General features: G+C 62.9%; 21 protein-coding genes, 1 tRNA gene and 1 other RNA gene. 18 read left to right on the forward strand and 5 right to left on the reverse strand.

Features of this window, described 5'->3' with window-relative positions; all coding sequences use genetic code 11:
* The 6 genes from ACSBPU_RS05735 (at position 1) to ACSBPU_RS05760 (ending at position 4075) form a co-directional block, all read left to right on the forward strand.
* On the forward strand, positions 1-684 hold the full coding sequence (locus ACSBPU_RS05735) for a hypothetical protein (RefSeq protein WP_442596365.1): 684 nt from the start codon (positions 1-3) through the stop codon (positions 682-684).
* 96 nt (positions 685-780) lie between these two features.
* Complete coding sequence (locus ACSBPU_RS05740) at positions 781-1068, forward strand: VRR-NUC domain-containing protein (protein WP_442596367.1); 288 nt, start codon at positions 781-783, stop codon at positions 1066-1068.
* A gap of 98 nt (positions 1069-1166) precedes the next feature.
* Positions 1167-2060, forward strand: coding sequence for a recombination-associated protein RdgC (locus ACSBPU_RS05745; RefSeq protein WP_442596369.1), 894 nt, complete (start codon positions 1167-1169; stop codon positions 2058-2060).
* Positions 2057-2401, forward strand: coding sequence for a hypothetical protein (locus ACSBPU_RS05750; protein WP_442596371.1), 345 nt, complete (start codon positions 2057-2059; stop codon positions 2399-2401). Before ACSBPU_RS05745 ends, ACSBPU_RS05750 begins: the two co-directional genes overlap by 4 nt.
* The gene (locus tag ACSBPU_RS05755; RefSeq protein WP_442596373.1) at positions 2398-3843 is read left to right on the forward strand and encodes an SNF2-related protein; all 1446 of its coding nucleotides are present in this window, start codon (positions 2398-2400) and stop codon (positions 3841-3843) included. The genes ACSBPU_RS05750 and ACSBPU_RS05755 overlap by 4 nt, the downstream gene beginning before the upstream one ends.
* Before the next feature lies 1 nt (position 3844).
* Positions 3845-4075: a helix-turn-helix transcriptional regulator gene (locus ACSBPU_RS05760; protein WP_442596375.1), complete on the forward strand. Its 231-nt coding sequence runs from the start codon at positions 3845-3847 to the stop codon at positions 4073-4075.
* Here ACSBPU_RS05760 and ACSBPU_RS05765 read toward each other — a convergent pair.
* Entirely contained in the window at positions 4058-5086 is a 1029-nt protein-coding gene (locus tag ACSBPU_RS05765; RefSeq protein ID WP_442596377.1) for a site-specific integrase, read from the reverse strand. The genes ACSBPU_RS05760 and ACSBPU_RS05765 overlap by 18 nt on opposite strands.
* A 167-nt stretch (positions 5087-5253) precedes the next feature.
* Between ACSBPU_RS05765 and ACSBPU_RS05770 the strand changes: the two genes are divergently transcribed.
* The 5 genes from ACSBPU_RS05770 to ACSBPU_RS05790 all read left to right on the forward strand — a co-directional run bounded on the left by ACSBPU_RS05770 (position 5254) and on the right by ACSBPU_RS05790 (position 10657).
* Positions 5254-5328: transfer RNA gene (locus ACSBPU_RS05770), tRNA-Arg, on the forward strand.
* A 122-nt stretch (positions 5329-5450) separates the two neighbouring features.
* A complete protein-coding gene (locus tag ACSBPU_RS05775) occupies positions 5451-7646 on the forward strand; it encodes a sulfatase-like hydrolase/transferase (protein WP_442596379.1) in 2196 nt (731 codons plus the stop codon).
* Between the two features lie 129 nt (positions 7647-7775).
* Positions 7776-8333, forward strand: a complete 558-nt coding sequence (locus ACSBPU_RS05780; RefSeq protein ID WP_442596381.1) for an NADPH-dependent FMN reductase — start codon at positions 7776-7778, stop codon at positions 8331-8333.
* On the forward strand, positions 8330-9133 hold the full coding sequence (locus ACSBPU_RS05785; RefSeq protein WP_442596383.1) for a uracil-DNA glycosylase: 804 nt from the start codon (positions 8330-8332) through the stop codon (positions 9131-9133). The genes ACSBPU_RS05780 and ACSBPU_RS05785 overlap by 4 nt, the downstream gene beginning before the upstream one ends.
* Positions 9134-9190: 57 nt before the next feature.
* The gene (locus ACSBPU_RS05790; protein WP_442592329.1) at positions 9191-10657 is read left to right on the forward strand and encodes an IS1182 family transposase; all 1467 of its coding nucleotides are present in this window, start codon (positions 9191-9193) and stop codon (positions 10655-10657) included.
* A gap of 194 nt (positions 10658-10851) precedes the next feature.
* Here ACSBPU_RS05790 and ACSBPU_RS05795 read toward each other — a convergent pair whose 3' ends face one another.
* The 3 genes from ACSBPU_RS05795 to xerD all read right to left on the reverse strand — a co-directional run bounded on the left by ACSBPU_RS05795 (position 10852) and on the right by xerD (position 13138).
* The gene (locus ACSBPU_RS05795) at positions 10852-11487 is read right to left on the reverse strand and encodes a flavin reductase family protein (RefSeq protein ID WP_442596385.1); all 636 of its coding nucleotides are present in this window, start codon (positions 11485-11487) and stop codon (positions 10852-10854) included.
* 232 nt (positions 11488-11719) lie between these two features.
* On the reverse strand, positions 11720-12214 hold the full coding sequence (gene ybaK, locus ACSBPU_RS05800; RefSeq protein WP_442596387.1) for a Cys-tRNA(Pro) deacylase: 495 nt from the start codon (positions 12212-12214) through the stop codon (positions 11720-11722).
* 24 nt (positions 12215-12238) lie between these two features.
* Positions 12239-13138 carry a site-specific tyrosine recombinase XerD gene (gene xerD, locus ACSBPU_RS05805; RefSeq protein WP_442596389.1) on the reverse strand — a complete coding sequence of 300 codons (900 nt, stop codon included), beginning with the start codon at positions 13136-13138 and terminating at the stop codon, positions 12239-12241.
* Between the two features lie 175 nt (positions 13139-13313).
* On the opposite strand from xerD, the gene modA reads away from it, so the two are divergent.
* The 3 genes from modA to ACSBPU_RS05820 are packed head-to-tail and all read left to right on the forward strand — an operon-like array spanning position 13314 to position 15478.
* Positions 13314-14069 (forward strand): molybdate ABC transporter substrate-binding protein, encoded by a 756-nt coding sequence (gene modA, locus ACSBPU_RS05810; RefSeq protein WP_442596391.1) that lies wholly within the window; start codon positions 13314-13316, stop codon positions 14067-14069.
* 12 nt (positions 14070-14081) lie between these two features.
* Positions 14082-14771: a molybdate ABC transporter permease subunit gene (modB, locus tag ACSBPU_RS05815; RefSeq protein WP_442596393.1), complete on the forward strand. Its 690-nt coding sequence runs from the start codon at positions 14082-14084 to the stop codon at positions 14769-14771.
* On the forward strand, positions 14768-15478 hold the full coding sequence (locus ACSBPU_RS05820; protein ID WP_442596395.1) for an ATP-binding cassette domain-containing protein: 711 nt from the start codon (positions 14768-14770) through the stop codon (positions 15476-15478). The genes modB and ACSBPU_RS05820 overlap by 4 nt, the downstream gene beginning before the upstream one ends.
* On the opposite strand, the gene ACSBPU_RS05825 is transcribed toward ACSBPU_RS05820, so the two are convergent.
* Entirely contained in the window at positions 15456-16286 is an 831-nt protein-coding gene (locus ACSBPU_RS05825) for a TOBE domain-containing protein (RefSeq protein ID WP_442596397.1), read from the reverse strand. The two genes, ACSBPU_RS05820 and ACSBPU_RS05825, sit on opposite strands and share 23 nt — an antisense overlap.
* A gap of 92 nt (positions 16287-16378) precedes the next feature.
* Between ACSBPU_RS05825 and ACSBPU_RS05830 the strand changes: the two genes are divergently transcribed.
* From ACSBPU_RS05830 to dnaX, 4 genes are all read left to right on the forward strand, one after another.
* Positions 16379-19036 (forward strand): PD-(D/E)XK nuclease family protein, encoded by a 2658-nt coding sequence (locus ACSBPU_RS05830; protein ID WP_442596399.1) that lies wholly within the window; start codon positions 16379-16381, stop codon positions 19034-19036.
* The gene (locus ACSBPU_RS05835; protein WP_442596401.1) at positions 19026-22367 is read left to right on the forward strand and encodes a UvrD-helicase domain-containing protein; all 3342 of its coding nucleotides are present in this window, start codon (positions 19026-19028) and stop codon (positions 22365-22367) included. Before ACSBPU_RS05830 ends, ACSBPU_RS05835 begins: the two co-directional genes overlap by 11 nt.
* A 51-nt stretch (positions 22368-22418) precedes the next feature.
* Positions 22419-22516, forward strand: an RNA gene (gene ffs, locus ACSBPU_RS05840) — signal recognition particle sRNA small type.
* A gap of 81 nt (positions 22517-22597) precedes the next feature.
* Positions 22598-24607 carry a DNA polymerase III subunit gamma/tau gene (gene dnaX / locus ACSBPU_RS05845; RefSeq protein WP_442596403.1) on the forward strand — a complete coding sequence of 670 codons (2010 nt, stop codon included), beginning with the start codon at positions 22598-22600 and terminating at the stop codon, positions 24605-24607.
* The last annotated feature ends 12 nt before the right edge of the window (positions 24608-24619 follow it).

A 24619-nucleotide genomic window follows, 5' to 3' on the forward strand; every position in this document is an offset into this window, starting at 1 on the left:
ATGCGCATTCAAGTAAACCCGAAAGCCCTTCGCGCCGTGGCGCATTTCCGAGCCGCGAAGGATATCCGCCCCTATTTACGCGGAGTGCACGTCGAAGCCAGTCACGAACATACGGTACTGGTCGCCACGAATGGCCAGGCCTTAGCCGCCCACCACAGCGACGTCGCGAACGACGTGCCCGTACCGGTTCGATTCCAGATACCGGCGGACACTGTTGCGCTGCTGGTGAAGGGAAGAAGCAGCGCCAGCACCTTGGTGCTTGAAAAGGACGACCTGGCCGCTGGCACCTGGCGCGTGGCCACACAACACGGCTGGCTTGAATTTGCACCCGATCACGACCGCTATCCAGACTGGCGCCGCGTGTTTCCCGAAGTGACCACCGGCGAACCTTGCATCATGAACCCAGAAGTAACCATGGCGATATGGAAGGCTGCTGCCGAGTTCGGCATCAGGGGGTTAGGGCAGAAAGGCAAGCTGGCGGTGCGCATCGGTCTGAACGGTTTGGCCGGAGCGTCAATCGCGCAGTTCGACGTTATCCCCGGCCTGATTATGGGCTTCATGGGCATGTCCGACGCGAACGACACCCCGTATGTAATGCGCCGCCCTTCGTGGGTGGTCGGCACCTTCGCACCTTCCATGGCGTCTGTTGCTGTGAAAGATGTACCGGCGGAGTCACTGGTATGAGCCGCCTTCGCGCCTTCCGGAAAATGTATCGCGTCTACCGAGGACTGCGATTTTCCCGCTACGAGTCCATGCGCCGCGCGTGGGGGATGGCCAAGTATGCGTGAGAGCCAAATCGAGGCCCGCCTGGTGCGCCGTATCCGCGAGCTGGGCGGGATTGCCTACAAGTTCACCAGCCCCGCGCGACGTAGTGTCCCCGACCGGCTTTGCATCATGCCCGGTGGCTTGGCCTTCTTCGTCGAATGTAAACGCCCCGGGGAAAGACCGACTGAAGCGCAGCACCGCGAGCATGACCGTTTGCGCGCATTGGGGCAAACGGTGCTTGTTGTGGATAGTTACGAGTCGGTAGACCGGACGGTCGATTTGTATGCGAGGTCGCCGCTATGACTCGGCACGAATTGGCCGCCGTCGCGCTTACCAGCTTCGGCTTCGCGCTAGGCGTCGTTGCCCTGCGCCTGTGGTTTCAATACTGAGGAGACACCAACATGTGGTTCAAGAATCTTCGCATTTATCGTCTGGCGCCCAACTGGACATACAGCAGCCTGGGACTGCAATCATCGCTCGGGCGCATGCAGTTCACTCCGGCAGGGGCCACCGACATGACCGCTCTCGGATGGGTGCCGCCGCGCCCGGACTCCGGCCTGGTGTACGCCCAGGACGAGCAGATGCTTATCGCCCTGCGCATTGATAAGAAGCTGTTGCCGGCGAGTGTCGTGAACGCGACCACCCGCGAGCGCTGCATGCAGGTGGAAGGGCAGCAAGGCTACCGGCCGGGCAGCAAGCAGACAAAGGAGATCAAGGAGCAAGTCACCGACGAGCTGCTGCCCAAAGCCTTCAGCGTGGCCCGTGACACCCGCGTCTGGATCGACACCCGCAACCGCTGGCTGGTGATCGACACGGCATCCGGCGCAGTCGCCGACACGGTGCTGGGCGCGCTGGCTAAGGTGCTCGACCCGTTCCCCGTTGTGCCGCTGTACACGGAAACATCACCGGCGGTCGCAATGACAAACTGGCTAGTGCTCGATGAACCGCCCACCGGCTTCAGCATCGACCAGGACACCGAGCTGCAGTCGAACCGCGAAAGTGCCGCCAAGGTGCGCTACCAGCGGCTGAGCGTAGACCTTGACGACGTGCGCAAACACGTGCAAGCAGGGCGCACGTGCACGCGGCTCGCGCTTACCTGGGCTGACCGCGTCTCATTCGTGCTGACCGATGGGCTGGAGCTTCGCCGTGTGGCACCTCTGGACGTCCTGCAGCACGGTCGTGAAATGGCCGAGGACGAAGCCGAGCAGTTCGATTCTGACTTCGTGCTGATGACCGGTGAGCTGTCGCGCCTGCTGGGCGGCCTGGTCGAAGCGTTGGGAGGGGAACGAGCATGAAGACGGTGACAGTCCCCGCCGATGCGCTGCACCAGGTGTTGGTGGCTTTAACTGGGCCGCCTCATCTGATTCACGAGCTGCAGGCGACAAGGCCACTGCACGAACTGACAGGCGATAACCCTATTGAAATTCTGCTCGAGCAGTTCAACAAGGCAGCTCAGTCGCACACGCTAGATACCAATGCGATCGATGCGGAACGGTATCGATGGTTGCGCGATCGATGCGGCACCGTCGAATACAAGCGGGCGTTCGGTAGTATCGGCGCCGGGATGCTGCCGAGCGGGCAGGATCTCGATGTCGCCATCGACACCCACCGCCAGCAGGGAGAGACGGCAAAGTGACAGACCGCCGCCCGTTCACGCCGCGCCCTTATCAGCAACTGATAATCGACGCGATTATCGACAACACACGCTTTGCCGTATGGGCCGGCATGGGTACCGGCAAGACCGTGAGCACGCTCACGGCCATTGCCGCCATCCAGCTCGCGGAGGAGGGCGCCGCGCTCGTGTGTGCCCCGCTGCGGGTCGCGCAGTCCACCTGGCCGGACGAGGCCCTGAAGTGGGAACACCTGGCCGGCATCACGGTCACGCCTATCGTGGGCGGCCAAACCGAGCGACGTAACGCATTGCTTGACGCATACCGCACTCGCGCCGGCGTGTACACGATCAATTACGAGAACATCCCGTGGTTGATCGAAGAAGCGAAGCTCATGGGCAAGGCATTGCCGTTCACCATGATCGTGGCCGACGAGTCCACCAAACTGAAAGGTTTTCGCGGAGTCGAGCAGATCAGCAGCACCGGCAAGGAGTTTGTGCGCAAGGGCGGTTCGGAGCGGGCCAGCGCCCTGGCCAAGCTGACTTTCAAAAGCGGCGTGCGCTTCGTGGAGCTGACGGGCACGCCCAGCCCCAACGGCCTGCAAGACCTGTGGGGGCAAATGTGGTTCATCGACAAGGGCAAGCGCCTGGGCCGATCGTTCAAGGCATTCACCCATCGCTGGTTTCGCACGGGATTCAGTGGTTATGGCGTCGAGCCATTGTCCACTGCGCAGAACGAGATCCAGGCCGCTGTGCGCGATGTCTGCCTGACCATCGATGCAAAGGACTGGTTCGACCTGCGCGACCCCATCGTAAATTCCATTTTTGTGGACCTCCCGCCAGCGGCGCGCAAGTTGTACGACGCCATGGAAGCCGAGATGTTTATGGAGATAGCGGCCGACCCGGTAGAAGCGGCCAATGCGGCCGACCGCACCATGAAATGTCTGCAGCTGGCCAACGGCGCGGTGTATGTCGGCGAAGATGAAGACCGGCGGTGGGAGCCGGTGCACGACGTCAAGATCCAGGCGCTGCAGGAAGTCGTCGAGGAAGCCGCTGGCATGCCGGTGCTGGTGGCCTACCACTTCAAAAGCGATCTTGCGCGGCTACTGAAAGCCTTCGGCAGGACCGGGCGTCACCTCGACCAGGATCCGCAGACGATACGCGACTGGAACGCCGGCAAGATCCCGGTGCTCTTCGCCCACCCGGCCAGCGCGGGCCACGGCCTGAGCCTGCAGGACGGCGGCAACATCCTGGTGTTCTTCGGCCACAACTGGAACCTTGAAGAGTTCCTACAGATGATCGAGCGTATCGGGCCGACCCGCCAGCTCCAGGCCGGCCACGACCGGCCGGTCTTTCTGCACCATATCGTCGCGCGCGACACGGTCGACGAGGTCGTTATGGCGCGCCGGGACTCCAAGCGGGCCGTCCAAGACCTGCTGCTGGATTACATGAAAACGAAGGGGGCGTGACATGGCCAACGCAGCGACCATGCTCTACATGAAATACGACCGGGTCCGCCTGACGGTGGACGAGGTGGCGCACGAGCTGGGCATCAAGGCGGGCACCGTGCGCAACCAGATCAGCGAAGGGTCCTTCCCGGTACCGTCCTATGTCGAGGGGCGTAACCGCTATATCGACGTACGTGCCCTTGGCCAGTACCTGGATGAGCGCCACGCCGAAGCGCTAGCCAGCCTTGCGTAGCGGCACGACCTTGCCGTGCAAGCTGGCCGGCTCGATTTGGGTGTACCGTTTCAGCTGCCGCCAGTCCTTGTGGCCTGAAACAGCGGCCACCTCGGGGATCTGCCACCCGGCCTCAAAGAGCGCGCTCACGGCCTCGTGCCGCATGTCGTGCAGGCGCAGATCCTCGATCCCCAAATCCTTGCATAGATCCGTGAACCGGTTGCTCACCGTCACCGGACTGTAAGGAAAAATCCGGCCGTTCCCCTCCTTCCTGGGCTGCGCCTGAATGATGCCCCAGGCCGCCCCAATTAGGGGAATTTCCTGGTCATTACCCTGTTTCTGAGTCGGATGCTTGCGGTCCCGGATGACGACCGTCTTGCGGGTATCGTCCAGGTCCAACCAGCGGATGCGGCATATCTCGCCTCGGCGCATGCCTGTAATGAGAGCGATAGTCAGAATGTCGCGCAAATGCGCGAGGCGTGGGCGATCTTCCAGCGCCTTATATATAGAGGACAGTTCAGCCGCGGTTGGACGGCGCGTGCGGGCGGTGCCCGTGCCGATGAGCCCATAATGGCGTAGAGTGGGGCGCGCATCGCCCACCACATCACCGAGCCGCAGGTTCAGCAGGCTCTTCGTATGACGCAGCACCGTGCCCAGTTGCGTGATCTCCATGTTGGCCGTGCCGGCCGCAACCGTGCGCAGCCGCGCCTGACAGTACTTCACCAGGTGGTCTGTTTGTAACGCTTCCACGCGCACCGGTCCAAGTCCGAACTCATCGCTGGCGAGGTTCTTCAGCATGTAGTGGGTGTTGGAGGTTTTGCCTATCGGCCTGCCGGCAGCTGCCTTCTGCTCGCGGTACTCCTTGATCAGATCCGCGACGGTAAGCTTTGTAGCAACCGTACTGCTATTTTCGATTTCAGCAGCCCAACGCATCGCTTCCGCTTTCGTTCCGAACGTCTTGCTGGTAGACTTTCGCCCTGCTTTGCGGATTTGGGCACGCCAGCGCGTCCCTATCTTCGTGAATGTGGCCATGGCTCCGAATGCTATAGCAGTTTTGTAGCAGTTGGAAGTGAGAACCGACTATAAACGGTGATATGAAATGATATCGCCGCGTATCTCGGGATAGCCCATTAGGCCAGTGTTTATACGGCAAAGCAAGCATTCATGCGGGTTGCGCTATACTCCATGAATTCCCTCTTGTCCCTGTAGTTAAATGGATATAACTTTCCCCTCCTAAGGGAAGATTGCAGGTTCGATTCCTGCCGGGGACGCCAATGTCTTCACTCCAGTCGCGTAAATTAACCTCTTCATCCTGAAGAAAATCTGTTACGATTTTTAGCGATTAGAACGGCGACGCATCAAATGTGTCATGTTGCGCCATCTACTGGAGACAATTTTGAAGAAGACAGTTCCAGCCTTATGCGCGGCAGGCGTTGCCGCACTCATTCTTGCCGGATGCGATAGCGGCGGAGGGGGAAGCACTCCCGACGACACCGCCCAAGGTCCCAATATCCTGTTCGTCATCATGGACGACGTCGGCATCGACCAGATGAAGGTCTTCGGGTACGGTGGCCAAATGGCGCCCATACTGCCCAACATCAACGCCGTGGCCCATGCCGGCGTGCGCTTTCGCAATACCTGGTCCATGCCGGAATGCTCGCCGGGGCGCGCAGCCATGTTTGTGGGCCGTTATCCGTTCCGTACCGGCATCAACCAAGCCATTGGTCCCCAAGACCTTGCCACGTCTCATCTATCACCCTACGACATCACTGCGCCCAAGCTTCTCAAGCGGGCAGGATACGAAAGCGGGATGTTCGGCAAATTCCATCTGGGCGGGCCGGAAAACAACCAGGCGGAAAATTCCCTGCCCAGCGTGCTCGGTTGGGACTACTTCTACGGATGGGTGGGCGGGCTGCCGGGCTCGAACGACAGGACGGTGGGCGGGTACGATACCGCGGGCACGCATATGTGCGGATTCATTCCGGGCGAACAATCGGGCGGCGCAAAAAGCGGCGCCTGCTATCAGGCCGACGGCAGCTGCACGGTCATGAGCCGCAATTCGCTTGCCGAGGACGCGGCGGGCCTGCAATGCGTGGCGGCCGGCGGCCTGCTGGTTCCAAACGAAACCTGCGGCAAACCGCCTTCGTATCTCAATTTCAATATCGAGAATGCCTATTACGTCTCGCCGCTGGTCATCATCGAAAACGGCAAGACCGAGGAAGTGCAGCTGTCGGATCCCCGCGCTCGAGGCTATCGCACCACGATCGAAACCGATGCCGCCATCGAATGGATCAAATCGCGCCCCGCCGGCAAGGCATGGATGGCCACGGTCAGCTACAGCGCCGCGCATACCCCTTGGCAGCAGCCTCCCAAACGGCTGGTGCCGCTGGCTCCGGGCGATATCAGCCCGCTGGACGCCCTGAGCTGCACGGCCGATGGTCCCCGCGGCGCGCTGGACCAGCGCATCATCCAGGATCGCATGACGGAAGCCGTGGACACGGAGTTCGGCCGCTTGCTGGTCGAGACCGGCATGGCCAAATATAACGAAGACGGTACCCTGAACTACGACCCGAAGGCGACGAACACCGTCATTGTCATCGTCGGCGACAACGGCTCTTTGGCCGCCGCCGTCAAGCTGCCTTTCGATCCCACGCGAGCCAAGGGCACTGCCTACCAGACCGGGGTATGGGACCCGCTGATCATTTCGGGGCCGCAGGTCGTTCAACCCAACCGCGAAGTCGATCACATGGTCAACATGGTGGATCTGTTCCAGTTCTTCGGCGAACTGGCCGGCCTTGATGCGCACAAGGAAGTGCCGCATACCATCGATTCGGTCGGCATACTGCCTTACCTGACTGATCCTGAACAGGGCAGTCTGCGCACGATCAACTTCACCATGGGCGGTCTGAACGAGCAGGCCAATGGCGGCCGCAACGGTCCTTGCGTGATGAGTACGGCCTGCACCGTCATTCCGACATCCAAAAGCGTGTGCGAAGACAATATGGGCGTGTATTGGGGGGCCGGCTATACCAGCGACCTGGTCATCCCCACCAATCCTCCTGGCGCAGGCTACGCAACGTGCGCGGACGTGAACGAAGCACGCTACAACAAAGGCCAGACCATGCTCGCGCTGGTGCCCGAGTCCACCGTCGCGATCCGCAACGAGCGCTACAAGCTGGTGGTCAATACCAGCGTGGACTACGATCCGGTCTCCAATGGCCACAGGGAAGTCTCCAGCGAAGAACTTTACGAGATCAACCAAGCTGCGCCGATGCCGCTGCTCGATACCGAAGACCGTAATCTGCTGCCTGCCACCGATCCTCAACTGGAGGCCATCCGCAGTGATTTGCGCAACAAGCTCGACGCCATGCTGGCTTCGAACCCCGCTTGCCCGGGCGACGGCAACATCGACGGCATCGTCAATGCGGAAGACCTGGAAAACTGGAGAAAAATCGCACATGACTGGGGTCTTTCCAGCGTCTACGATTTCTTGACTCCACAATATCGCGACGGTAAAACCGACAACAAGGACGAAGCGATCATCCAGGCCAACCTGGGCAAGACCTGCCCGCGCACCTACAGTCTTTATTGATTTCAAGCTCCGATCGTCCGCAGTTACTCCGCGGGCGATTGGAGCCGGTGTGCGTGCCAGGACGCGCGGCGCCGGCATGTTGTATTCTGGCAGGGTGGTCAACTTACGCAGTAAGGAGTCGAGAAAGCCGTGGACCAAACCAGAGACATTGCCGTCATTGTCGGCAGCTTGCGCAAGGCATCCCTCAATCGAAAAGTCGCAGAGGCGCTGCAAGCGCTGGCACCCGCCAGCCTTGCCCTGGAGATCGTCGAAATCGGGCAGTTGCCGCTGTACAACCAGGACTATGACGAGGATTCCCCCGAATCCTACGTAGAATTCCGGCGCCGGATCACCACTGCGGACGCGGTGTTGTTCGTGACGCCAGAGCATAACCGCTCCATGCCGGCCGCCATGAAGAATGCGGTCGATATCGGCTCCAGGCCTTATTCCAAAAGCGTCTGGAACGGCAAGCCCGCGGGCGTCATCAGCGCTTCCCCTTCCATGCAGGGCGGCTATGGCGCCAACCACCATCTGCGCCAGTCTCTGGTCGGGCTCAATCTTTACTGCATGCCGCATCCTGAAACCTATCTCGGCCAAGCCGAAAGGCTGTTCGACCCGGCAGGCGAACCGACCGAAACCGCGCTGGCGCTGCTTCGGAATTTCATCGATGCCTATGCCCAGTGGGTGGCACGTTTTCCAGCATCATGATGCGGGACGATTCCTCTACCTCGGCGGTGCCGGGCGACCAGATACAGAACGCGTTTCAAGGCGATCTGTACGCGCACGTCCATGCCTTGTCGTCGGCCTGGCAGGACGCTTTCCTGGACACGCGCTCGCAGCAGACGCTTCATGACCTGGACGCCTTTCTGGACGAGCGCCTCGAGGCGGGTGCAACCATCTTCCCCTTGCGGCCCTTTCGGGCTCTGTTGGAAATCCAGCCGCAGGACGTGCAGGTGGTCCTACTCGGCCAGGATCCTTACCACGGGCCGAACCAGGCGCAAGGCCTGGCTTTTTCGGTGCCCGACAATTGCCGGATTCCGCCCAGCCTGCGCAACATGTTCGCCGAGCTTGCCCAGGAATATCCCGACTCCTTCACCGCGCAGCGCCACAGCCTGCTGCGGTGGGCGCGACGCGGCGTCCTGCTGCTCAATACTTCCTTGACCGTGGAAGCGCATCAGCCTGCTTCGCATGCCAAGAAAGGCTGGGAAGTCATCACGGACAACATCATCGAGCGCGTGCTGCGCGAGCCTCGGCCCAAGGTGTTCCTGCTATGGGGTTCGCATGCGCAATCCAAGCAGGCATTGTTGCAGGTGCAACCGCCGGCCGGGCCTACGCTGGTGTTGAAGGCCAACCATCCTTCGCCGCTGTCCGCCACGCGCCCGCCCAGGCCCTTTATCGGCTGCGGCCATTTCCGGAAGGCGAACGACTGGTTGCGCGAGCAGGGCGAAAGCGGCGTGGACTGGCTGGACAATCATCATGCTGGGGGGTCAGACCCCGCAGGGGTCTGACCCTCAGAATGCTGACAAACCCTCGCGCAACGCGTCGAGCTTGTTCATAATGTGGGGATGCTAAGAGATCCCCCCGCTTATCAGCACGAACTTGAGATGGTGACGCTGGAATCTTTGGTTCCCGCCGATCACTTGGTGCGCAAGATCGACGCTGCCATAGATCTGAGCTTTATTCGCGCCAAGGTGGCGCACCTCTATTGCGCCGACAACGGCCGCCCGGCCATTGATCCGGTGCTGCTGTTCAAGTTGCTATTACTGGGCTACTTGTTTGGCATTCGAAGCGAGCGCCAGTTGGTCCGTGACGTTCAAGTCAATGTGGCTTACCGCTGGTTCCTCGGGCTGCGCTTGACCGATAAGGTGCCCGACGCCTCCACGATCAGCCAGAACCGGCGCCGCCGTTTTGCAGACAGCCAGATTTACCAAGAGATTTTTGATGAGATAGTGCTGCAGGCGATCAGGCGCGGCATGGTCCAGGGCAAGGTACTGTATACGGACAGCACGCATTTGAAGGCCAGTGCCAACAAGAACAAGGCCGAGCAGGGCCAGGTGGCTGTGCCCGCGCAGGCCTACCTGCAGGAGCTGGATGCGGCCGTAGATGCCGACCGCCTAGCGCACGGCAAGCCGGCCTTAAAGCGCACGGACAAGGACGATGAGCCCCCGCCCACGCGCCCGGCCAAGGTCAGCCGCACCGACCCGGACAGCGGCTACATGGCGCGCGAGGGTAAGCCCAAAGGGTTCTTTTATCTGGATCACCGCACGGTCGATGCCAAGCATGCCATCATCACCGACACACACGTCACGCCGGGCAACGTCAATGACAGCGTGCCGTACCTGGCGCGGCTGGATCGTCAGCGCGAGCGCTTTAATTTGAACCCTTATGCGGTCGGCCTGGATGCGGGCTACTTCACCGCCGCGGTGTGCAAGGGCCTTGAGGATCGCCTGATTGCCGGCGTCATGGGGTACCGTCGTTCCGCCCAGAGAGCGGGTTATTTTAAGAAACACGAATATCAATACGATGCGCAAACGGACACTTATGTCTGCCCGAACAATCAAACACTGACCTATAGCACGACTAACCGAGAGGGTTACCGCGAATACCGCTCCGATCGCACCCAGTGCGCCAGTTGCCCGGTTCGAGCCCGATGCACACAAAGCGCGACGGGGGTCAAAGTGGTGATGCGCCACCTCTGGGAGGAGGCCAAAGAGCGGGTCAAGGCCCGGCGGCTGACGCCAGCTGGTAAGCGCATCTATGCCAGGCGCCAGGAGACGGTCGAGCGCAGCTTTGCCGATGCCAAGCAACTGCATGGCCATCGCTACGCGCGCCTGCGTGGTCTACAGAAAGTGATGGAGCAGTGTCTGTTGGCCGCTGCGGCCCAGAATATGAAGAAGATCGCGCTGCTGCTGGCGCGGCTTTTAGCGCCTCTTGAGGCCTTGATAGGGCCAAGTCTGGCCTTGCTCGCGGCTCAAGCCGTCGTTATGTACGTGTGGCCCGCAAACTCTTCAAATCGGCTGAGATTGGCCTGAACCACGAGCCGATAAACCCCTTAACTAAAAAACAGGGGGTTTATCAGCGCTCTGGGGGTCAGACCCCGCAGGGGTCTGACCCTTTGATTGCTTAGGCTTGGGGTCAGACCCCATACAGGGTCTGACCCCGAACCTTTTTCGTCGTGGGGTCAGACCCTGTTGGGGTCCGACCCCGGAGCTTTTTCGTTGTGGGGTCAGACCCCGTCTGGGGTCTGACCCCCTGCCTCGGGAACCTTCATCATGAAGCGATCACGAGTGCGCACGTACCAGCCGGGGCTTTCCATGCGGCCCACGAGCTCCAGCTTGGCGGTATCTATCCAATAGCGTTCGGGATTCTTGATGGCATGGTCGGCTACGTGCATGCCCAGGATGCTGGCGATGACCAGGTGGTTTTTTTCGCTCAGGTCCACGACTTCGACCGCCTTGCATTCCAGCGAAACCGGACTCGAGGCGATGCGGGGCGGTTTGATGCGGCTGGCCGGAGCGGTGGAAACGCCGGCTTCGAGCAATTCATTGGTGCCCGGCGCGAAGGCGGCGGCCGTGATGTTCATGGCTTCCGCGTCGGCCTCCGAAACCAGGTTGACCACGAATTCGCCGTTCGCCCGGATGTTCGTCAGCGTATCCTTTTCGCGGCCGTCCGCATGGCTGCCTATTCCCAGGCATATGGTCGCCGGGTCGGCGCAGACCACATTGAAGAAAGAAAAAGGGGCGGCATTGGGTGCGCCTTCGTCATTCAGGGAAACGATCCAGGCTATGGGCCTGGGCGTGATCGTTGCGGTAAGCAATTTGTACCGATTCCGTGCTTGCAGCGCTTCAAAATCGAAAAACACATTATTCCTTTGTTCAAGCGATGGTTGATGGGGTCAGACCCCATGCGGGGTCCGACCCCGCTCAAGAAGGAGCCGACCAGGATGGGGTCAGACCCTCAAGGGTCAGACCCCGCCCAAGAAGGAGCTGACCAGGATGGGGTCAGACCCTTGAGGGTCTGACCCCCGCCCGGAAGGACTTGATCGTGATGGGGTCAGACCCCGTACGGGGTCTGACCCCTCAGCCCCGGGGTGGTCAGTCTTTCGCCAGGCCTACCTTCACCGGCTTGGCGGCCAGCACCTTGGCCAGCGTATCGGGCGCGATGCCGATGAGATAGCCGCGCCGTCCTCCGTTCAGGTAGATCACATCATAATCGAGCAGCGAAGCCTCGAACCACACGGGCATCTTCTTGCGTGTGGCGAACGGCGATGTACCGCCCACCATGTAGCCCGAATTGCGCTGGGCGGTTCCCGGCGAGCAGGGGCCGACTTTCTTGGCGCCGATTTGTCTGGCCAGATTCTTGGTCGACACCTCCATGTCCCCATGCATGACCACCACCAGCGGACGGGCGTTCTCGTCCTCCATGATGAGGGTTTTGGCAACCTGGTGCGGATCCACGCCCAATTGCCTGGCGGATTCGCGCGCCCCGCCATGGTCCACGTATTCGTAGGGGTGTTCGGAGTAGGGTATCCGGTGCTGCTTGAGCAATTGGGTGGCCGGCGTTTCCGAAACGTGCTTTTCTTTTGCCATGTGCTGAAACGATGAAGGGATGGGTCAGGCGCGCGGATGATGCTGGGCATGAAGGGATTTCAGCCGTTCGCGCGCAACGTGAGTATAGATCTGCGTGGTCGAGATATCCGCATGGCCCAGGAGCATCTGAACGACGCGCAGATCCGCGCCGTGATTCAGCAGATGCGTTGCAAAGGCATGGCGCAGGACGTGCGGAGAAAGAGGGGCGTGGATATCCGCCTGCAGCGCATATTTCTTCACGATCAGCCAGAACGCCTGGCGGGTCATGGCGGCCGCTCTGGCGGTGATGAACAGGGCGTCGCAGCGTCGCGGCCCCAGCAGTGCCGGCCTGGATTCCTTCAGGTATCGATCCAGCCAATGCAGCGCCTCCTGGCCCAGCGGCACCAGGCGGTCCTTGCCGCCTTTTCCCATGCTCACGCGCACCACGCCTTCCTGCAGGCTCAGTTCCTGCATGCCCAGGCTGACCAGCTCCGTGACACGCAGGCCTGTTGCGTACAGCGTTTCAAGCATGGCGCGATCCCGCAAGCCCAGTTCGGTGGCGTCGTCGGGAGCCTGCAGCAAGGCATCGACCTGGGCTTCGGAGACGGTCTTGGGAAAGCGGGCCGTCCGTTTGGCTGCGCGCAAGGTGAGGCATGGGTCTTTGCCGACCCGCCCTAGCCTGAGCGCCCAAAGGTAGTAGCGTTTGAGCGCGGCCAGCCGCCGGTTTGCGGTGGCGGCTTTGCTGGTCGCGTGGCGTGCCGCAAACCATTCCTGGATATCGGCGGTGCCCGCGGTGTCCAGGCTCTTCCCTTGTTTTGCCTGCAGCCATTGCGCGAATGCCGTCAGGTCGCGGCGATAGGCGTCCAGCGTATTCTTGGCCAGGCCGTCCTCCAGCCAGATGGCGTCGAGAAAGGCGTCGATGGATTCGGGCGGGACGAAACTCAAGGTCTTGCGTGGAAAGAGTAGTCGGCGATGCCTTATCTTATCAAAGCGGAAACGGAATCGCGCATTGACCATCCGTTATATAGTTGAGTATATTGCGATCCGGTAGGACCCAGCGTAGCCGCTACGATCCGGGATGGCGAAGAAGGCTTTTCGGGCCTTGAAAAGGAGAATGGGAATGAACATGAAACGAATCCTGGCCGCGCTTGGCCTGGTATGCGCGGGCCTGCATGCGCAGGCAAGCGCCAATGAAATCCTGATTGGCGCCGCCGCCAGCCTGACGAACGCTTTCAAGGAGATCGGGGTGCAATTCCAGCAGGAACACCCCGGCAACAAGGTATTGACGAGCTTTGCCGGGTCCGATGCGATCGCCCATCAGGTGATCCAGGGGGCGCCCATGGACATCTTCGCATCCGCCGACCAGAAGGCAATGGACAAGGCGGTTGCCGCCGGCGTGATCGATGAGTCTTCCCGCCGGGACTTCGTGCGCAACGAGGTCGTGCTGATCGTGCCTGTGAAGGGCGGCGCGCCGATCAATTCACTGGCGGACCTCAAAGCGGCCGCCGTCAAGCGCGTGGCGCTTGGCAATCCGGCGACCGTGCCTGTTGGGCGCTATACCAAGGCCAGCTTGGAAAGCACGGGCGATTGGGACACGGTCAAGGAGCGAGAGATCCTGGGGCAGAACGTCCGCCAGGTCCTCGACTACGTGGCGCGGGGCGAGGTCGATGCGGGATTCGTGTTCGCCACCGATGCGGCCATCATGCCGGATCAAGTCAAGGTAGTGGCGAAGCTGCCGTCGCCGGAGCCGGTGCTGTATCCGATTGCTCTCGTGAAACGCGACGGCCGCAATCCCCAGGCCAAGGTGCTGCTGGACTATATCTTGTCCGACAAGGGGCAGGCGGTGCTCGACAAATACGGCTTTTCCAAACCTTGACGAGCAGCGTCCGTGCCTGAACTCGCCGTTCCGCTGTTCCTGTCTCTCAAAGTAGCGGGATGGGCGACCTTCTTCGCCAGCGTGCTGGGAGTGGCCAGCGCATTTGCTCTTTCGCGCTGGCGCTCCCGCTGGAGCGATCTGGTGGATTCCGTGCTGACCTTGCCCATGGTGCTGCCGCCCACGGTGATCGGCTATTACCTGCTGGTCTTGCTCGGGCGGAACGGCTGGCTGGGCCGGTATCTGTCCGAATTGGGCATAGAGCTTGTGTTCACCTGGCAAGGCGCCGTGGCGGCGGCGACCGTCGTGGCGTACCCGTTGGTGCTCAAGGGCGCGCGGGCGGCGTTCGAAAGCGTGGACGGCAGCCTGGAGGATGCCGCACGCGTGCTCGGCATCAGCGAGCCTGCCGTTTTCTTTCGTGTCAGCCTGCCTCTGGCCTTGCGCGGCATACTGGCGGGGGTCTTGCTGGCGTTCGCACGGGCTCTGGGGGAGTTCGGCGCCACCTTGATGATCGCCGGTAGCATCGAGGGGCGGACCCAGACGCTGTCCATTGCCATCTACGAAGCGGTCCAGGCGGGGAACGACAGTCTGGCCAATGTCCTGGTGGTGACCACGTCGCTGACCTGCGTGCTGGTGCTCTGGATGGCGGGCTGGCTGTCGCCGGATCGCCTGCGCGCAGCCGGCACCCGAGGTGGCGCGCGATGATAGAAATTGCGATCTCGCGGCGGCTGCGCAACGGTGCCCAGGCGTTCTCCCTGGATGTCGAACTGGCTTCCGATGCCCGGCGCATTGTGCTGTTCGGGCCGTCGGGCTCGGGCAAGACTCAAACGCTGCAGGCCATTGCGGGCCTCGCGCGGCCCGACGCCGGGCGTATCGTGGTCGACGGCTTGACGCTCTTCGACTCGGAGCGGGACATATGCCTTCGGGCGCAGGAGCGTGGTGTTGCTTATCTTCAGCAGGACTACGGCCTGTTCCCCCATCTGACTGTCGCGCAGAACATCGAATTCGGCTTGCACAGGGGCTGGCTGAATCCTCGCCGCAGCATCTTGTCCGATGAGGCCAGATACTGGGTGCGGGCCTTTGAATTGGACGCCTTGCTGGGCAGCTATCCCCAGGAAATTTCAGGCGGGCAGAAGCAGCGGGTCGCCCTGGCGCGCGCACTGGCGCTGAAGCCGCGCCTGCTTTTGCTGGACGAGCCGCTGTCCGCGCTGGACGCTGCATTGCGCGTGAAGATGAGACAGGAGATTGCGGCCCTGCAATCGCGACTGGATATCCCGATCATTCTGATCACGCATGATCCGGAAGATGCGATATGCCTGGCGGACCAGGTCTTCTGCATACAGGACGGCCGCATCGTGAAAGCATGCCATCCGCGGGAATTGACAGGCCCTAGTCCAGCACTCCCAGCATGACGCTGGATGCCTTGAAGATCGCATAGACCGGCAGGCCTTCGCGCAACTGGAGGGAAATCGCGCTGTCGCGGCTCAGCATGGCGGCCAGGACCTGCCCTCCATGCAGCTCTATGCTGACTTCCGTGTTGACCGCGCCTTCCACGATGCGGACCAACCGCCCGGGCAATTGATTGCGCGCGGACAAGCGCGTGTCACCGCCGGGCAGCCCGACGATCACCGACGAGGCCTTGATGAAGGCCAGGGCGCGTTTGCCGACGCACAGGCCCAGGTCTACCGTGCTCTCGCTGCTGATCGATGCCACGATGGCCGTGTCGTCGCTCAGCTTCAAGGTGATTTCGTCGTTCACGGCTCCCGTCTTTATGTGCTGGATGGTGCCGGCCAGCTTGTTGCGGGCCGATGTTTGAATCATCATGTGCTGAATGAGTTCGAGATTATCGGGCGACTGCCTGCTGGCCGACGCGAGCCGCGCCATGAACCGTTCATGTTCGGCGTTCAGGAGGCGGAAGGTCGTCAATAGCGCTTTGGCGCGCGGCGTGAGCGTCGCGCCGCCGCCGCGCTGGCCGCCGGTGCTTCTGAGCACCAGCGGTTCGCCGGCGAGGTTGTTCATCGTATCCACCGCGTCCCAGGCGCCTTTGTAGCTCAAGCCGATCTTTTTCGCGGCAGCGGTGATCGAGCCTTCTTGGTCGATGGCTTCGAGCAGCGCCATTCTTTTCTGGCTGCCCCAGTCCTGATCGCCCGAGCGGAACCAGATGGAGCCGCTCAGTTCCAAGGGGGGGCGACCGGAGGCATGGACTGATTTCTTAGGCATGGCGGGATTGTAATGGCGCGGGGCGGTTTGTCGCCAGCCGCCACAGGACCTAGAATGCTCTCACTTTCCTTCCCGCCGTCCCAACCTTTGAAATGCTAGATTCCCTGCCTGCGATCAGTCTAGACGAACTATCCGGTTTCGATGCGCAAGACACTCTGGTGCTCACCGTGAACAACCGGCATGCGCGGCGTGTGCTGGCCGAGCTCTCGGCAAGCCTCGGGGGAGACCGCCGTGTCATCGCCGTCCCGGACATCGTGCCTTTGTCCGCGTGGCTGCGGCAGTTGTCCGATCAGCTTTCTTTTCTGCCGGATTCCGGCATGGCCAGCCACCCGATAGACGCCTTCGGCGCCCGGCTGCTTTGGCAGCGCGTCATCGAACGCGCGGAGTCGGACAGGGTGCTGCTCGATGTCGCCCAAGCCGCGACGCTGGCCATGGAGGCTGATCGCCTGATGGACGACTGGCGCATCGAGGTCGGTTCCGGACAGGAAACCGGCGATTACCTGCGCTTCCGGGAGTGGCGCGCCGGATATCGGCAGGCGCTGGCGGAGCTGGATCTCGAAGACGCCAACCAGGCCTACGAAACCGTGCATGCCGCCATGCGAGATGGCCGTCTGCGCAGCAGCGCGCGCCAGGTGGTCCTGGGCGGATTCACAGAGCTCTCTCCCAGGCTGGCGACCATGCTCGCGGCGCTGCAGCAGCAGGGCTGCACGCTTTGGGTGTTGCGTCCGTCTTCCGCGGCGCTGCATGCGACCCATCGTGTCGTGGCGCAGGATCCGGATACGGAATGGCGCCTGGCCGCCCATTGGGCGGCCGAGCAATTGCGGAACAACCCATCGGGGCGTTATGCCATCATCGCGAGCCGCCTGGAGGCCGAAGCACCGCTCGCGCACCGATGCTTGCGTGCCGCTCTCGGGACCGATGCGCAGGGCAGGCATGTTCCTTATAACGTAGCGGTCGCCCGGCCGCTGTCCGGCTGGCCGCTGATACGCGCAGCCCTGGCCTGGCTGCGCGTACTGGCCCTCATCAATCGCGGCCGGCCTTGTCCCCCCGAGGATCTCGGCCGGGCATTGTTGGCGGGCGGCTGCGCCGGGCATACCGAGGAGGCGGCAGGCCGTGCAGTGATCGACGCATACTGGCGCGAGCAAACGGTGCTGGCCGTGCCGACGGCGGATTTCGCCGCCTTGCTCGAACGGCATGCACCCCGGCTGTTCCAGGCATGGCAGGCGTGCATCGCCGGGCTTGACGGCGATACCGCGCCGGCCGGCCTCGATATCTGGTCGCAGCGGTTTCGCCGATATCTGCAGTGCCTGGGCTTCCCGGGAAGAGGCATGCTGGACAGCCACGCGTTCCAGGTTCTCGAAGCGTTGGATGCAGTGCTGGACAGAATGTCCGCGCAATCCGTCGTGGCCGGCAAGCTCGGTTTTGGCGCCGCCGTGGGCCTGCTGGGCAGGCTGATCGACGAAACGCCATTCCAGCCGCAGCGCGATCCTTCGGCACGGATCGACGTGCTGGGCTTTCTCGAGTCCGAGGGCGGCCGATGGGACGCGGTCTGGATACTGGGGCTGACCGACGAAGTCCTGCCGGCGGTACCTCGGCCCAATCCCTTCTTGCCTTTGCCGGCGCTGCGCCAGGCCAATGCGCCCAGGGCCACGCCCGAACGCGAACTGCAATGGGCCAGGGGCATGTTCCGCGCCCTGCAGGAATGCGCGCCGCAAGTATGGGTAAGCCATGCCGGCCAGGAGGGCGAGCGCGAGCTTCGGCCCAGCCCCTTCATCGCCAGGCTCGACGTCCAGCCGTTTTCCGTGCCCGATGCCGGCGCGGGCGCCTGCGTGCTGGAGTCGCTGCGCGATGATCAGGGCCCCGCTTTACAGCCGGGCCAGCCGACGCGCGGAGGAATTGCCGTCATCGACACGCAGGCCCGCAATCCCTTGTGGGCCTTCGCCCGGTATCGCCTGGGCGCCCGGCGGCTTTCCGCCTATGCCGACGTCACCGATCAGAACGCAAGGGGGATTTTTCTGCATCGAGCGATGGAACTGGTCTGGCGGGTGCTGCCCGACCAGGCGGCGCTGCTGAGGCTGAAGGACGAAAGCGACGTCGATGGTTTTCTTCAGGACATACTCGAACAGGCCGCCGCAGACTGCCTCTCGGACTACGGGCCGGCGCTGAGAAGGTTGGAGTCCGCCCGGGCCCTGTCGGTGCTGGCGTCGTGGCTCGATATCGAACGCGCACGCGTGCCTTTCACCGTGCGCGACGTCGAACAGGACTATCCCTGGAGCCATGGCCCGCTGTCGCTGAATCTGCGGCTCGATCGCATCGACGAGCTCGATGGCGGCAAGTTGGCCGTGATCGATTACAAGACCGGGGGCGGCAGTGTGGATCCCCGTTCCGATTGGATGCGCGATCGGCCTATCGGCTTGCAGCTTCCTTTCTATGCATCGGTGCTGGCACAGGAAGGCGCCGGCGTCGCCGCCCTGGTGCTTGCCCGCCTCCACGCCAAAGGGCCCGAAGTCAAAGGCCTGGCCGACATCGACTGCGGGCTGAACGGCCTGGTTTCCCAGCGCGACTGGCCGGCTTTTGCCGAACTGGAGTGGGGCGGCCTCATGGCGAGATGGCGGCAGACCATTCATCAGTTGGCCCAGGAATATATTTCGGGACATGCCGCGAACCAGAGCCTGAGGGCGGACGACATCGACTATTGCGACATCCTGCCTTTCTTGCGCTTGAACGAGGATTACCGGCGTGTTCAGTAAGCAACCCAGCGACAGCGCGGTTCGCGCGGCGGCGGTCGACCCGGCGCGATCGTTCATCATCCAGGCCCCGGCGGGCTCGGGCAAGACCGAGTTGCTCACCGATCGTATTCTGGCCTTGCTGGCAACGGTGAACCGTCCCGAGGAAATCGTCGCCATCACCTTTACCCGCAAGGCCGCGTCCGAAATGCATGCGCGTGTCATCGGCAAGCTGGAAGCCGGTCTCGGGCCGGAGCCCGCCGAGCCGTACAAGCTGCGCAGTTGGCGGCTGGCGCAGCGGGCCATGCAGCGCAACGATGAACTGGGCTGGAACCTGCTGGAGCATCCGGCGCGACTCAGCATCCGGACCATCGACTCTTTCTGTACCTATCTGGTGCGCGCCATGCCCTGGCTCAGTTCCCTGGGCGGCGTACCGTCCATCGCCGACAACGCGCGCGAGCACTATGAAGCCGCCGCGTGGGCCACGCTTGCCATGGCTGACGAGCACGAAGCGGTCGCCGCGCTCATCGAGCACATGGACGTGGACCTGGGCGCCGCCCAGGCGCTGCTTGCCGACATGCTCGCAAGCCGGGATCAATGGCTGCCCTTGCTTGCGGAAGGCGGCGACATCGACCTGCTCACGGACAATCTGAACCGGGCCATCGAGCTGGATCTGCGGCGGCTGAAGGACGCCATGCCGCCGGGCTGGGCGCAAGCCTTGGCGGAGCCCGTCCGGGAAGCCGCCCGCTGTCTGGCCGAGTCGGAGGAACAGGGTCTCGATCTGCGCGAGCTGCTGCACTGGGATGGCATGCCGTTCAGTACGGATCCGCAGGACATAGGCCGTTGGCAGGCGCTGGCCGATGTCCTGCTGACCGGCAAGGGCACGCCGCGCCGGACGGTGACCATCAAGCAGGGCTTCAAGGCGAAGTCCGGCTACAAGGAAACATTCCTCGGCTGGATCAAGGCCGTTCCCGACAATGAGCCCTGGGTGGCCGAACTTGCGGATATTCGTTGTGCTCCCGCACGCGGATATGCGCCCCGGCAAAAAGAGATACTGGCCATATTGATCCAAGTCCTGTGGATAGCGGCGGCACAGCTCAAGCTGCGCTTCACCGAAGCCGGAGAGGTCGATTTCTCCGAAATATCGCAGCGCGCCCTCCAGGCGCTGGGCGAAGTCGATGACCCGAGCGACCTGTTGCTGGCGCTGGACGCCTCCATCCGCCACCTGCTGGTGGACGAGTTCCAGGACACCAGCCAGTCCCAGATTGCGCTGCTCGAGCGATTGACCGCCGGCTGGTCCGCTGACGACGGCCGCACACTGTTCCTGGTCGGCGACCCCATGCAGTCGATCTACCGGTTCCGCAAGGCCGACGTGGGCGGATTCCTGCGGGTCAAGGAAAACGGCCTGGGCGAAGTCAGGCTCGATGCCTTGGAGCTGACCGACAATTTCCGCTCGCAATCCAACCTGGTCGAATGGGTCAATACGACCTGCGGCCCGATTTTCCCGCCGCAGAATCATCCCGGGCTGGGGGCGATCACCTATACGCCTTCGATTGCCTTCAATGAAGGCCTGGACGGCCTGGGCACCGAATTCCACCCGGTCTGGCTGCCGCCGCAGGCTGATGCGCAGGCGGCTGAAGATATTTCGGCCGAGGCGGAGGCGCTGGTCGTCTATCTTGCCCGGGAAGCGCTGGAACGCAACGCCGGCAGCGAGCATCCGGTGGCCATACTGGTGCGGGCGCGCACGCACCTGGGTAGCATCGTTCACCGGCTTGCGGAGCAGGGCGTGCCTTGCCGTGCCGTGGAGCTCGTCACCTTGCGGTCGCGTCAGCCCGTGATCGATCTGGCGCAGCTTGCGCGGGCCCTGTCCCATCCGGCAGACCGCCTGGCTTGGTTGTCGGTGCTGCGTTCGCCCTTGTGCGGCCTCACCCTTAACAGCCTCCATGCTTTGTGCGGGCATGACCATCGTGCAGCCATGCCCACGCTCATCGAAGATTTCCTCAGGCGCGTGGCGTCCGGACAGGAAAGCCTGCCCGCAGGGGAAATGAAGCGTCTGCGGCATGCCGCGGAAGTCATGCTGGATTCCGGCAACGCGGCCGGAACCGTCCCTTTCGCGGCATGGCTCGAAGAATGCTGGTCGCGGCTCGGCGGTCCCGCCGTCTATCCGGAGGCGAGCGACCGAGCCGACGTAGAGCGGCTCTTCAGGCTGGTCGAAAACCTGGCTCCGTACGGCAATCTCGATCCCGTCGAACTCGAGAGCCGGCTGGACGAGCTCTATGCCGCGCCCAGCGGCGGCGGGCCCGCGGTAGAGGTCATGACCATCCATAAATCCAAAGGCCTGGAGTTTGAAACCGTGATCATTGCGGGCTTGCACAAGTTGCCCCGCAGCGACCGGGCGCCGCTGATGCGCTTCGAGCAGAGCGGGGAAGACCTGTTGCTGGGACCCATCAAGCCCAGGGCGCTGGATGAGCATGATCCGGTTTCGCTCTACCTGGCTGCCCGTGAAAAGAAGCGCGCCGCCTACGAAGCCGACCGTTTGCTGTACGTTGCGCTGACCAGGGCGCGCAAGCAGTTGCATCTGATCGGCGAACTTCGGCTGGACGACGGCATGGACATCAAGCCGCCGGCGGGAAGCTCGATGCTGGGCCGGCTATGGAGCCAGATGCGCCCGCCCGAAGTACCCGAGATCTCCGACCTCCAGGAAGTTGGCTTTGCACCGAAAGACAGGGTGGGAGACCGATACCTGCTGCGCAGGGCGGAAGCATCCATTCCGGAAAGCCGCGACAGCGGTCCGATCGCCGCAGGGCGTCCGGCTCCTTGGGATTGGCGTGCTTCCCGGACGGACGAAAGCGTCATCGGAAGCGTGGCGCATGCCTGGCTGGAGCGTATGGGGCGCGATGGCGCGGATTCCTGGGATGCGGACATGCTGAGCGCCGGCCTGCCGGTGTTCCGCAAGCAGCTTAGCCGCGCGGGCATGCGCGAGTCGATGCTGGACGCCGCCGCCGGCATCCTCCGGGACACCTTGCTGGCCACGCTTGCCAGCGAGCGTGGCCGCTGGCTGCTGCATGTCGCCAAGGCGCATCGGGAATGGTCGCTGCTGGATGTCAGCGGCCGGGTCTCGGTCATTGACCTGGCCATTTCCCAGGAGCGGGATTGGCTGGTGGTCGACTACAAGACCGGCGTGCCGCACGACGGTGAAAGCGCGGAGGAGTTTTCAGCGCGCATGCGGGAAGCCTACCGGGAACAGATAGAGCGCTACTGCGCCCATGTCCACGCCCTGGACGGACGCCCGGCGCGCGGCGCGCTGTACTTTCCGCGCGCCGACATCTGGGTCGATTACGGGCTCGTCGCCTGAGCGCCCTCCGCTTGCCGGCGCGCAGTCGCAAGACCTGTTAAACTTCCGAATGGCGGGCCCCTTCGCATGGTTCGGCGGTGAACCTGGTCAGGTCGGGAACGAAGCAGCCACAGTCGCTTAGGATCAGTGCCGAAGTCAGGCTCGCCCCCTCACCAAATACCACTAGCCTTCCTGAATCCGGTACACTTTTCGTTTACCCATCACGAAGCTCCCGGTTTCAGGCTCCTTGCATGACTTATCTGGTATTGGCGCGTAAATGGCGGCCCCGTTCGTTTGACACCCTCATCGGCCAGGACCACGTGGTTCGCGCTCTGACACATGCGCTGTCCACCCAGCGCCTGCATCACGCCTGGCTGTTCACGGGCACACGCGGCGTCGGCAAGACGACCCTGTCGCGCATACTGGCCAAGTCCCTGAATTGCGAAACGGGCATTACCGCCCAGGCCTGCGGCGTCTGTCGCGCCTGCACCGAAATCGACGCGGGGCGCTTCGTCGACTATGTAGAGCTCGATGCCGCATCCAACCGGGGCGTCGAGGAAATGACGCAGTTGCTCGAACAGGCGGTCTATGCGCCCAGCAGCGGTCGCTTCAAGGTCTACATGATCGACGAAGTGCACATGCTCACCGGCCATGCGTTCAACGCCATGCTCAAGACGCTGGAAGAGCCGCCGCCCCATGTCAAGTTCATCCTCGCAACGACCGATCCCCAGAAAATTCCGGTCACCGTGCTGTCGCGCTGCCTGCAGTTCAATCTGAAGCAAATGACGGGCGACGCCATCGTCGGACATTTGCAGGAAATTCTTGCGCAGGAAGCCATCCAGTTCGAAACGCCCGCGCTGCGCCTGCTGGCTCAAGCGGCATCGGGATCGATGCGCGATGCGCTGTCGCTGACCGACCAGGCCATTGCTTATAGCGCGGGAAATCTCAGCGCCGAAGCCATCCAGGGCATGCTGGGCACCATCGACCAGCGCCATCTGGCCGCCTTGCTTCGTGCGCTGGCCGCAAGCGACGCCACACAGGTCCTGAAGGTTGCCGACGAACTCGCAAACCGTGGCCTGTCCTATTCCGGTGCTTTGGCCGATCTTGCAGTGCTGCTGTCCCGCGTGGCCATGCAGCAGCGTGTGCCGGGGCTGACGCCCGCGGACGACCCCTTGGCGGACGACATCGCTGCGCTTGCCGGCCTGCTGCATGCGGATCACGTACAACTGTTCTATTCCATTGCGGTGCATAGCCGGCAGGAACTCGCCCTGGCACCGGACGAATACGCGGGCTTCGTCATGGCTTGCCTGCGCATGCTGTCGCTGGTTCCCGCAGGGGCCGTGGTGCCGCCCGCGCCCGCGCCCGCCGGCTCCGATGCGCCCGCGCAGCCCGACACCTCTGCGGAACCTGTCGCGGATGATGCTGGTCCCGCTCCAGCCGCCGGCGCAGCAGCGGCTTCCCCCGCGCCCGTGCCGGCATCCCTGGGCCAGTCAGCTCCGTCCAGCGTGGCTCCCGTGCTTGCATCCGCCGTGGCCACCGCCGCGCACGCGGCAACGGAGCCCTCCGCCGATAACGATATTCCCGCCTGGGAGCCGCTTCCCGAGCCTCAAGGCGCTGAAAGCGGCGGCTCCGCCCCGCCGCCTGGGGACTCGTCTTACGACGCCACGCCTGACGCCACGCCTGACGCCGGCGCGGCCGCCGACGAAATCTACGACGATGGCCGATTCGAGCCGGCGTACATGGACGAGGATGCCGGCTACGTGCCGATGGACGAATTCGAAACCCTGGCCGACTACGAACCCGAATCCGTGCCCATGGTTTTCGCCGACAAGCCTAAGAAGGCGCGTTCGCCTCGCTTGCGCGACATGTCCGCCGGAGGCTGGCCGGCACTCGCCGCAACGCTGCCGGTCACCGGATTGGCCGCCGAGCTCGCGCGGCAAAGCGAATGGCTCGGCGCCCAGGGCGACACGGTGCGCTTGCGCGTTGCGGTGCGCACCCTGGCCGAAAGTCCCGGCAAGGCACGCCTGCGCACGGTGCTGTCCGAACATTTCGGCACTGTCGTTCAGCTCGATGTCGAGTATGGCGCAACCGGTGATGACACCGCGCATGCTGTCGAGCAGGCACGCAGGGCGCAGCGGCAAAAAGATGCCGAGCATGCGGTGGAGCAGGACGCTTTCGTAAGAACTTTGATTTCCGAGTTCGGTGCCATGGTGGTGCCGGGCTCCATCAGCGCCGCGCCCGAGCACCGGGCATCGCAATAACGCTGGCTCATT

The organism is Parapusillimonas sp. JC17, assembly GCF_052180245.1.
Classification (GTDB): Bacteria; Pseudomonadota; Gammaproteobacteria; order Burkholderiales; family Burkholderiaceae_B; genus Parapusillimonas.